Genomic DNA, 11,238 nt, shown 5'->3' with positions numbered 1-11,238 from the left:
CGAGGGGTTATTCACGATCGCCCGTGCAATCGCTACACGCTGTTGCTCCCCACCGGATAGCTGGGCAGGCTCACGATGCATTTTCTCTTTCAAGCCAACCAATTCGAGCACTTCTGGAACCCGCTTGCGGATCAGCTTCTTCGGAGCCTCTATAACTTCCATCGCAAAAGCCACGTTCTCATAAGCTGTCAAACGTGGCAAAAGTCGGAAATCCTGAAAAATGACTCCGATGTTGCGACGAACATAGGGAATTTTGCGCTGCTTGAGCTTTCCGATATTAAAACCATTGACCGAAATTTGCCCCTTGGTCGGTACTTCTTCTCTATAAATAAGCTTCATAAAAGTCGATTTCCCCGCTCCAGACGGGCCGACTACGTATACAAATTCATTACGGTCAATTCTAACCGATACTCCTTGAAGTGCGTGGGTCCCGTTCGTATAGGTCTTCCACACATCCTGCATTTCAATCACTCGATCACTTCCCGCTGCTTAATCATATTACGCATAACCTAATATCCATTCGACATATTCCATGCATTTCCTTTAAAAACTTCTGTATTTCATCATACCGTTTATCATTGTAACAAATTTGTTACCTAAATAGTACCGAAAGTTTTCTGCTTTTGGCACATATATATGAATATTGTGGCACACGAATACGCTATCAAGCTTATCAGACAGGAGACATCTGCATTATGAAAAAAATTCATTTATCTGTCATCTGGTTATGGTCTGGGATTCTGGCGCTGGCAATACTGTGGGGAGGACTTCATCTGTACGCCGACAGACAAACCCTGCCAGCGGGAGTGAAGGTTGGAGGCGTCAACGTAGGAGGCATGGATAAAACAATGGCTCTCCAGTTAGTGGAGAAAAAACTGGATGAATTGAAGCAGCGTCCTCTGCTCCTCACGGACAGCGACAGCAGTGCACAGGATATAAAGCTAACACTCGGGGAAGCAGGGATTGACTATAAAGCGGATGCCTTCCGGTACGCGGTAAAGGCACTCGGCGCAGGGCATGTATGGACTCGTGCGCAGACACGTTTTAGCTTCGAGAAAGAATGGCCTATCACACCTTTCCGGCAAGAGAAATTTTTAAAATCGAAGTTTGGAGCGGATTGGGAGGAGCAGCGATACGGCATGCCTGTCAATGCAGTACGTCAGATTGATGCAAACGATCAGGTTCGGTATATTCCGGGGCGCTCTACCCGGCGTCTGGATTGGCCCAAACTGGACGTTGCAGTGAACAAGGCACTCCCCAGGGATTTTACGGCTTCCGAAAAGCCGATCCGAGTGGAATTGCCGTTCTACCAACTGGAACCGAAAATTACGGTCGACAGTCTGCGCAGTGAAGGCATTGAGCGAAAAATCACCCAGTTTTCCACCAGTCTTGGTAGCAGCTCGGAAGGGCGTGTGTATAACGTAAATTCGGCGGCAAGCGCCGTCGATGGTACGATTCTCAAACCGGGTGACATATTCGACTACGGCCAAGTGATTGCCAAGGCTGAACGTACTCATGGCTTTCGCGAGGCTCCAGTGATCGTCAACGGACGGTTGGAGTCCGGCATTGGCGGTGGAATTTGCCAGGTGTCCAGCACAGTCTATAATGCAGCGCTGCGAGTCGGCCTGGACATTGTCGAGCGCCGCAACCATTCCTTACCAGTCAGCTACCTGCCCAAAGGTCAGGATGCGACTTTTGCTACAGGGTCTATTAATTTTCGTTTTAGAAATAATACCGGTAAACATTTACTCCTGCGTGCTGCGGTTCAAAATCGAACGCTGACTGTTAAAATTTTTGGTACATTTCCATCGAATATTTCGTATGAACTTGAATCTCACACCGTTCGTGTACTCCCTATACCAGTAAAAAGAATACGTGATGACTCACTATCCCCTGGCTTCTATCAGGTCATTCGACAGGGCAAAGAAGGATATGTAGTAGAAACATTCCGAGTAAAAAAGGTAAATGGAAAAACTGTCGAGCGCACCCGGATCAGCCGCGATACGTACCGAGCGCAGCAACGCATTATAGCCAGTTACGGTGGGAGCACATCGTCTGACCCACAAACACACGAACCGGAGAAACCTATCGTGGAAGACGGCATAAGCGAATAAACGAAAAAATCCCCCTTTACTACTGACTGGATTGGTTCCAGCCAGAGTGAAGGGGGATTTGTCGTGCTATATTATTCGCTACGTTTACCCAAAACCGAGATTTCTACAGGCTCACTTTCATGGCCGTCTGTATCTTTAGCTTTAATCACCAGTCTAACTGTCGCTTTTTGAGTTTGCACACTGATGCTAAATGTGCCGTCATCTTTGGCTACTGCACTGCCGATAGGCAGATCGTTGGAATAGGCAGTTACTGTGGAACCAGCTTTAGCTGTCCCTGTAATCGTACCTTCACCATCGTACACATCGTTGACTTTCAGTGTACTTGAAGTAGCGCCCGCAGCTGTGTCTGTAGTGTTGTCCGCAGTCGTAGTTGTGTTTGTGTTGGTGCTTGTCTCTGTTGTTGTAGCGTTGTCCGTAGCAGTCGTAGTCGTACTATCTGTGCTTGTGCTAGTACTAGTGCTGCTACCTCCTGTTTCAGTTCCAGAAGTTGTGGACGTGTTACCATAAGTGGAATCTGTCACGTTACTGTATGTGGAATCTGTTACCGTTCCACCAGGAGTCGTCGTCAGATTATCAACAGGGCTCAGGTTGTAACCGGATGCAGCATCCAGAATAGCAACCGCCTCTGCACGAGTCAGTGGCTTCAGTGGCTGGAATTTACCATCCGGATAACCGTTGATGATTTTTTGCTCCGCAGCTGCCGCTACACTTTTCTTCGCCCAGGATCCGATTTTGTCGGAGTCAATGAATTTAGTAACATCTGCTGCATTACCCGCAGTCAGCCCAATAGCTTTGCCAATAATCGCAGCTGCTTCCTGACGTGTTACCTTACCATTTGGTTTGAGCTTGTTACCTGCATAGCCGCTTATGTAACCTGCATTCACGGCATTTGTCAGTTCGTTGTATGCCCAGTGGGATGCCGGAACATCTGTGAACGTTCTGCTTCCATTACCGTTGACTTTCACACTGCCTCCATACGTTGCGTCTGTCACCACTGGAGTCTCCTGCGTGAACGTTCCCAAGCTGCGATTCAAAAGCACGATAAATTCTGCGCGTGTGATCGCTGCATCCGGTTTTACCGCTCCACTCAATTGCCCTGTAGCTGACCAGCGTTGCACCTGATCTCCTGCCCAATGGCCGCTTGTAGTTTGAGGAGCAGCTGCCGCTGCGCTGAATGCGCTAAGAATAAGACCTGTACTCAGTACACCTGTAATTGTGGTTCTTAACTTTTTCCCCATGCTATAAATTCCTCCCTCAGATTGGATTCATCAATCTTTTTTTAAACACTTTACCAGAAATCAAACCCAAATAGCCCCTAAATTAAAAAAATCGTCCCATATAACCATACCCCCTCCTAATGTAGGATAAATAAGAAACGGGACTTAATGCCTAGCCATTCACTTGGATATGTATATTTGGACAGGTCATAGTATACTGAATGAGTAATCAGTTGTAAGCAGAAACAGGTCAATGAGATCACATAACCCTAGGAAAAGAGGTTTTCTTATGGCTCTTATTCAATGTCAGTTTTATTCGGAAGTTCTTGGTCTAAGCACATCTATGAATGTCATTCTTCCGCAGGCAACTCGTTCACAGATTGGAATGGAGGGCAAGCAGGGAACAGGGCCACACCCGACCCTGTATTTACTGCACGGTCTGTCGGACGATGATTCAACCTGGCTGCGCCGAACCTCCATTGAACGCTACGTTGCCTCTATGGGCCTTGCCGTCGTCATGCCTCAGGTGCATCGGAGTTTCTATACGAATATGGAGCAAGGGGCAGCTTATTGGACCTTTATCAGTGAAGAATTGCCAGCTTTGGCCCGTTCATTCTTCCCTCTGTCCGACAAGCGTGAAGACAATTTCGTAGCCGGGCTTTCTATGGGTGGATATGGGGCTTTCAAACTGGCACTTCAGCATCCTGACCGCTTTGCAGCCGCTGCCAGTCTGTCGGGCGTCATGGATTTACACGCATCCCGCACCGATCCTATGCAAAATGCTATGAGTCCAGCGGAATGGCTTAACATTTTTGGGCCAGATGAAATACGTGGAACGGATCACGACTTACTGGAGCTGCTACAACGTCATGCCACCGCGGGGACCTCACTCCCCCGACTCTACCAATGCTGCGGTACAGAGGACTTTTTATATAAAGGAAATCAGACTTTTCGTGAAACATGCAACTCTCTTGGAGTTCCGCTGACCTATGAAGAAGGTCCTGGAGCTCATGAATGGGGATATTGGGACGCGAAAATTCAGGATGTACTGGCGTGGCTACCGCTTAAAGGGCACTAATCAGGCAAAAAAATCCCCGCAGCCTTTCTCACCGCATCAAGCGAAGGGACTGGGCTTCGGGGATTGTTGTTATGCACATCAGGGATTTGTCGTCGTCTCCGTCGATGGAGATCCTTTAGTTGTAGTTAATGATTTAGGCAGCACTTTATACAGGCGCCACTCGCCATTAAACTCACGTTCAAGCTGAACCCATGGGGCCCCATGTTCATATAAATTCGGATATACCATATTGATCTTACTCAGTGGCATGCCTGACATAATCTTAGGTACAAGGATATAGTCCACATGATTGTCCTGCGGATAACTTAATGCCTTATTGAACGAATAATCACTGGTGATCAGAAAGCGTTTGGGATATTGGCTGTAGACGATCATCGTATAGGCTGAAGCCGAATCAGTCATAATGGTCGACTTTGGCAGATGCTGGTCCAGCCAGACGGCAATCTTACGATCTGATTCCTGTCTCACATAGTTCACATTCCCCGTACGTGTGAGAAAGCTGTTCTCATCCGGTGCAATATCCGGGCGAGTCAACGCATAGGACAGTAATCCAGCAGTAAGTAGCAGACTGACAGACACTAGACCAAAGGCCGCCCTCCGCCATCGTCCCTGAAGCTGGCTCAACTCATAAGGCAACCAGGCCACAGTAATTGGGAATATGTACATAAAATAGCGAAACCAACCATACGAGGATTGCTTCATCATAAGTAAAAATTGCAAGCCCGGTACAGATAGGAACAATAATAAAATAATCAAGGTACCCCACCGGAATAAGCGTCCACTCAACAGACGAATGAACAGAATAGCAAACAACGGCACAGAATACCAGATGGTTTTGGAAGCAATAAACTTCAAGGCTACCAGCGGATTGGAAAAAATCTCTACAAATTTATCATCATTGAGCAATTCTGCCGATTGGGCTGTGTTCGAATACTCTGAATTCAAGAAATAAAGAGCATTTCCCATAATGAGATAGTTAAAGAAAATCCACAACAGCCCGGAAAAGACCACAGGGAGCAGAAGCAGTAACCAGGTTGCCTCGACTTTATACAGCTTTTCCCGCCAGACCAGTTCGCGTCTACCCAAGTTGCGATGAAGAAATAAGGTCGCCAAGACTACGCCTACAGCCATGGCCACGCCTAGAGGTACCGCTTCATAGCGAGTCCAGAACGCCATGGCGAGCGCTAATCCAGAAACAATCAGACTTGCCGTCATACGATCCTTGAGCCATAGGGCAAATTCAATCACCGTCATCATAATAAAATATATGTATAACGAATCGCTCAAACCGTTGGCACCAAACAGTAGAACAAACGGATTCAGTGCATACAGCAATGCCAACAGCAAGCTCATCCTGGAGCTAAGCCCTGTTCGGACACCCGCCCGATATAGCAGCATTGCGGTCAAAGCAGCAAAGGTAGCACTCAGAATAACAGCAGCCAATCCATAGGAGGCTAATGCCGGAAAAATCGGATACAGCACTAGAATCACCATTTCCAGCAGACTGGGTAGTGGATTCCAGATAAATCCGATGGCACCCAGATGTGGATCGCGGCTATACAGCACATAAAATGCGTTAGCTACCCGACTGAGCGCGTCTGTGTGCATATATCCCAGAACATAGCTGAAATAAATGCCCGCAGACAGCTCCAATGCAAGTATAAACACAAACAGACCGATACCCATCCATCTGCTTGCAGACCATTTGCGAAAGGACATTCCTCTCGTTCCCCCTCAAACTTGTTGCGGTGGTGCAGCTGTAAGGAACTCACGCCCCACAGCTACCTCCTTTCTCCGCTACGACGCAGTAAAACGCAATAAATTATTGCGTTTCTGCATGCTCTATTTTGTACAATCGCCACTCTCCGTCAAAGTCATGCACCAACGTGGCCCATGGCGCCCCCTTTTCAAACAGATCAGGATAGTTCCGGTTCACCTGATCCAGCGGTACCCCTTCCACCAAGCGTGTAACCAAAACATAGTCCACCTTGGAAGCAGGGAGATTTATTAAAGATTTTCCAAAATCATAATCACTCGTGATCATAAACTTCTTCGGAATTTTACTGCTCAAAATGATCGGATAGGCTGTATAAGAATCTGTCAAAATGAGCGACGAACCATAATGTTCATCCAGCCACGGCCCTATTTTCCGTTCAATCACTTGCCGATCATAGCTCTCATTGCCGCTATGCGTCAGATAGCTATGTTCATCAGCCGCAATCGTGGGATTCGTCAGTGCGTAGGATAACAAGCCTGCTGTTAGCAACATTCCTACCGTTACCAGTGAGATTCCGATCCCACGCATTTTTCCCTTCAATAAACTGAGCTCATATGGCAGCCAAGCAACTGTAATCGGAAATACATACATAAAATATCGGAACCAGCCAAACGAAGAATGCTTAAACATTAACAAGAGCTGCAGTCCAGGTACCGACAAAAAAATAGCCAGCAACGTTAACGTACTCCAACTCCACAGACGTTTGTCCAATAGACGTATAAGCAAAACAGCAATCAACGGAGCCGCATACCATAAGGTTCGTTGCCCGACAAACTTTAGCATCAGCACAGGGTGGGCAAACATTTCCACAAAGCGTTGATCCTCCAGCAAAGCCGCTGATTGTGAGGAATTGGAATATTGCGAGCGTAAAAAGTAAAGCGGGTCGCCCATGATAATCCAGTTAAAAAAGAGCCATAGTAACCCGGAAAAGACTAGCGGCAGCAATAATAGAAGCCATGTCGCTTCAACTTTGTACAGGCGCTCTTTTAAAGACAATTGCGTTCTACCCTTCTCTCTGTTTGTACGCCACCGATGCAGAGAAAGAATCGTCAGCAATACGCCTACAGCCATCGCAACACCTAGCGGGACTGCTTCATAGCGAACCCAAAAGGCCAATGCAAGCGCAAAACCGGATACGATCAGATTCGCCGCCTTGCGATCCTTAAGCCACATACAGAATCGACTCACTGTCAGCAGGATAAAAAAGATATAGGGCGAGTCACTCAAGCCGTTGAAGCCGAACAGAAACATAAAAGGATTCAGTGAAAATAACAGCGCAATCAGCAAACTGGTTGCACCGTGAAGCCCTAGTTCTTTTCCCGTCCCGTACAATAATGCTGCGCTCGCCCCAGCAAACAGGCTGCTCACAATCACTGCTGCCAGCCCGTGGGAAGCGAGTGCGGGAAACAAAGGATAGAACAACAGCACAATAAGTTCCATCAAACTCGGTAGCGGATTCCATACAAAACCGATAGCACCCAAATGTGGGTCACGGCTATACAGCACATAAAATGCATTAGCCACTCGACTGAGCGCATCGGTATGCATATAACCCAGATGCCATGCAAAATAAATACCTACTGCCAGTTCTAAAGCAGTAATACTAGCAAACAACGACAGCAACTTTCCATGTTTCTTTACGATCATTAAACCTCTTTCTGACGCTGTTGCGGAACGGAGAAGATCCAATAGCGATTCCAGATATAATTATGAATGGGCACGATGATGGTAGTTAGGACTTCACCGATTAGATACGACCAACCGATCCAGTGAATGGTTACGTACATGAGACCAGCATTCAAAAGCAAGCCGCAGGTACAGACCAATACATATTTAAGAAACTGAGTCCGGCTTCCCTCGCCAGTCGGCTCGAACGTCCAGTTTCGGTTCAGCACATACGAAACGAGCAACGTAACTATAAACCCTATTGTAGTAGCCGTTACCGCAGGTATCGCAAACAGCTCCACCAGTAGCACAAGCACACCGACGTGAATGCCTGTACCCAGCAGCCCGACAATACCGTATTTAATGATTGGATACTTTAGATACGAACGTCTGATCATGTTGATTAAACTCCCTATCCACCCACAATCGCTCAGCATTCGCCCGTTTGTCTGCAATTAGATAACGAGGTCTGGCTTTGACTTCGTGATATATGGCGGCAATATATTCTCCTACCACTCCGATCGACAGCATGAGTACACTGCCGATAATCAAAAGCAGTAAAATGACAGTGGTAAACCCGGTCACCGCGTCACCCGTTATTTTGTGCATCAAGGTTTGAATCCCTAACACGACCGAAATCAGCATGAAAATGAGACCCATTAAACTCACTACCCGCAAAGGTACTGTCGAAAACGAAACGATCGCTTCCGCGGCCAATCGAAACAGCCCTAACGGACTCCAGCGGCTTGGACCCTCTTCTCGTGGAGCCACCCGGAACGTAATCTGGGTTTTACGAAAACCGAGCCAGGCGGTCATTCCACGAAAGAACGGTATACGCTCTGGCATCGCCATCCAGGCATCCACCACTCTTCGATCCAGCAGCTTATAATCGGAGGCATCCTTGAGATTAAAGCCGGTCAAACGATTCAAAGTCGCATAGAACAAAGAAGCTCCGAGCTTTTTGCCAACAGACTCTTCTCCCCGAAATTCTTTCACACATTCAACTAAATCATAACCTTCATTTTGCCATAAACGCACCATTTCCCCGATCATCTCAGGAGGATGCTGCAAATCCCCGTCCATGACAATGATCGCATCGCCAGATGCATTTTCCAAACCTGCGCACAACGCCAGCTCCTTACCAAAATTCCGACTCAGCCGGAGCGCGAGTAAAGAGGGCATACGACGGGACAATTCGGACAGTTTGAGCCACGTATCGTCTTTGGAACCATCATCTACAATAATAAGCTCATAACGAGAGGTGACAACAGACAGCACCCCATCAATCACTTTAAGCGAACGTTCGAGATGCGAGCCTTCATTGTACATGGGAATGACGACGGATAAAAAAGGATTTTTTGTCTCCATTCTTGCTCCTTCTTTCTTCATATTCAGGAGGACTGTGCCGGGGTATCATCCAAGTCGTGCATATCGGTCAGACCATGCGTCGTCTTCTCCCAATAGAACGGCTTGGTTATAAGCTGCCAAGCTGCTTTTATCGCAGCTATACTCATAAGTACCCAATATAACGGCGAGAGTAGCCCATATTTGACCATCGCGTATGAAAATGTTCGTTCACCGCGCTCTTCCAGTTCCCCGATGACCCAATACATGCCGGCCACATTACTGAATACGAACAGAAAGTTACCGATATAAAATTCCGCGCTTGCCAAGTAGTACACATAGCCCGGGAACAATTTGGGAATAAAGGACAGCTCCCAGCCAAACCACAAAATAAGCAATCCCCAAAAAATCGGGTTCAACAACGGCAACATCGGCGTCGCCAGAATCATCACCTGAAAACCGAAAAAGCCTTTCCAGCCCACTTCGCGCACCAGCTTAACCGGATTGCGCATATGGACCAACCATGTCTGCATATATCCCTTGATCCAACGTGAACGCTGACGAATCCAGTTGCCCACGCGGCTGTTCGCTTCCTCCCATGTGCGGGAATCGACAATGGCCGTTTTGTACCCCCCTTTATACAGACGAATGCCCAGATCCGCATCCTCGGTTACATTATAGGGGTCCCACGCATTAATATCTTTCAATACAGATACCCGAAAATGATTGGACGTACCGCCCAACGGAATCGGGGTATCTAACTGCATAATTCCTGGCAGCAGCAATTCAAACCACATACTGTATTCTTGTGTGAACCAGCGGGTCAGCAAATTTTGGGTACTGTTAAAATAATTGAGCTTGGCTTGAATACATGCATAATTTTCAGGGAGTGAATCAAACGCGGCAATCACCTTTTTAAGTTGGTCGGCATCGGGACGATCCTCCGCATCGTAAATGACGACAAACTCGCCGCGAGCGCGAATAAGTCCATAATTACAAGCCTTTGGTTTGGTTTTCGGCAAGCCATCAGGCACGACCAATGTGGTGTAATAGGCTGGCAGCTTCATTTCCCGCAACAGCTCAATCGTCTCAATGTCGTCCTCCTCAATCAACAGCCGTACGTCCAGCTTGGACTTTGGATAATCCAACTGTTCCAAATTCCGCAACAACATCGGAAGCACGCCCGCTTCCCTATACATCGGGACAAGAATCGTATAAATCGGCAGTTTCTTTTCATCCATAGCGTCTACCTCTTCCTTCGTGAAACGAAGCTGCGCCCCGCGCCGGGAACCGAGATAGATAATTCCAAATTTGAAAAGCGTCATCGCAAAATAAAAAAGCTGGATCATCATATTAATGATCAGCACTGTCTTCCAGCTGTTCCAGAAGAGGCCGAGCAATGTGATCATTCCCATGGCTGCAAACACCCAGAGCTGTCCCTTGGTAAAGGTGGTCCGCGCCGAATTGTGCGGTTCTTTTTCCAACAGCCCGGTCGTGCTCTCCTGCATCATTTCTTCACCGTAGATTTTACCCCAGAGTTGCTCCATCTCTTCCTTTGTAGCAAGCACTTGCTCTACCGGCATACCCAGAATTTCCTCCAGCCTCAAGCGGCGCTCTTCTGGCAACGGATCACTGACCGCTACAATATAACGGTTCATATATTGATGGATGACGACCACGCCATAAGCCATGGCCACTTGCTCGGGTAGTTTGTACGCCGCGTCCAGCGCCAGCTCTTCACCAATACGCCCGATTCGGTTCTGGGTAGCAATCGCGCGGTACAAATCCGCAGGCTCCAGCATTTGCAGTGACAGCAAAATGTCGCCGAGCAGTCCGCCACTCTTCGCCTGGAACTCAAGCGCGCGCTCTAGCTGCTCTGGTGAGATATAGCCGGAACGAACCAGCATGTCGCCTAATCTTTCCTTGGACTCATCACTATCAATCTGCTCCTGTAGCTGCTCTGTTGTAATGAAGCCCATCTCTACAAGAATATCGCCCAGTCTGCCACCGTAACGCTTCTGGTTGCGGATCGCGTCTGTCAAC

At 47.7% G+C, this 11,238-nt stretch carries 9 protein-coding genes; 2 read left to right on the top strand and 7 right to left on the bottom strand.

The features are described 5' to 3' along the window. On the bottom strand, nucleotides 1–471 hold a 471-nt coding region (locus AC5V8P_RS18100), incomplete at its 3' end, for a cell division ATP-binding protein FtsE (RefSeq protein ID WP_495473757.1). Nucleotides 472–695: 224 nt separating this feature from the next. Here AC5V8P_RS18100 and AC5V8P_RS18095 point away from each other — a divergent pair. Beyond that, nucleotides 696–2,114: a VanW family protein gene (locus AC5V8P_RS18095; protein ID WP_064797856.1), complete on the top strand. Its 1,419-nt coding sequence runs from the start codon at nucleotides 696–698 to the stop codon at nucleotides 2,112–2,114. A gap of 71 nt (nucleotides 2,115–2,185) precedes the next feature. Here the strand turns inward: AC5V8P_RS18095 and AC5V8P_RS18090 are convergent, their stop codons facing one another. Then, nucleotides 2,186–3,352 carry an S-layer homology domain-containing protein gene (locus tag AC5V8P_RS18090; RefSeq protein WP_064797855.1) on the bottom strand — a complete coding sequence of 389 codons (1,167 nt, stop codon included), beginning with the start codon at nucleotides 3,350–3,352 and terminating at the stop codon, nucleotides 2,186–2,188. A 268-nt stretch (nucleotides 3,353–3,620) separates the two neighbouring features. On the opposite strand from AC5V8P_RS18090, the gene AC5V8P_RS18085 reads away from it, so the two are divergent. Further along, nucleotides 3,621–4,409 (top strand): alpha/beta hydrolase, encoded by a 789-nt coding sequence (locus tag AC5V8P_RS18085; protein ID WP_064797854.1) that lies wholly within the window; start codon nucleotides 3,621–3,623, stop codon nucleotides 4,407–4,409. A 78-nt stretch (nucleotides 4,410–4,487) separates the two neighbouring features. On the opposite strand, the gene AC5V8P_RS18080 is transcribed toward AC5V8P_RS18085, so the two are convergent. The 5 genes from AC5V8P_RS18080 to AC5V8P_RS18060 all read right to left on the bottom strand — a co-directional run bounded on the left by AC5V8P_RS18080 (nucleotide 4,488) and on the right by AC5V8P_RS18060 (nucleotide 11,237). Continuing rightward, complete coding sequence (locus AC5V8P_RS18080; RefSeq protein WP_064797853.1) at nucleotides 4,488–6,128, bottom strand: glycosyltransferase family 39 protein; 1,641 nt, start codon at nucleotides 6,126–6,128, stop codon at nucleotides 4,488–4,490. 103 nt (nucleotides 6,129–6,231) lie between these two features. Then, complete coding sequence (locus AC5V8P_RS18075) at nucleotides 6,232–7,833, bottom strand: glycosyltransferase family 39 protein (protein ID WP_064797852.1); 1,602 nt, start codon at nucleotides 7,831–7,833, stop codon at nucleotides 6,232–6,234. Continuing rightward, nucleotides 7,833–8,249, bottom strand: a complete 417-nt coding sequence (locus tag AC5V8P_RS18070; RefSeq protein ID WP_063212308.1) for a GtrA family protein — start codon at nucleotides 8,247–8,249, stop codon at nucleotides 7,833–7,835. Before AC5V8P_RS18070 ends, AC5V8P_RS18075 begins: the two co-directional genes overlap by 1 nt. After that, complete coding sequence (locus AC5V8P_RS18065) at nucleotides 8,212–9,219, bottom strand: glycosyltransferase family 2 protein (protein WP_063212307.1); 1,008 nt, start codon at nucleotides 9,217–9,219, stop codon at nucleotides 8,212–8,214. The genes AC5V8P_RS18070 and AC5V8P_RS18065 overlap by 38 nt, the downstream gene beginning before the upstream one ends. Nucleotides 9,220–9,242: 23 nt before the next feature. After that, nucleotides 9,243–11,237 carry a cyclic di-GMP-binding domain-containing protein, MshE-related gene (locus AC5V8P_RS18060; RefSeq protein ID WP_495473756.1) on the bottom strand — a complete coding sequence of 665 codons (1,995 nt, stop codon included), beginning with the start codon at nucleotides 11,235–11,237 and terminating at the stop codon, nucleotides 9,243–9,245. Nucleotide 11,238 lies beyond the last annotated feature (1 nt).

Source organism: Paenibacillus sp. N119s, from assembly GCF_059447605.1.
This window is presented reverse-complemented; position numbering and strand designations above follow the sequence as displayed.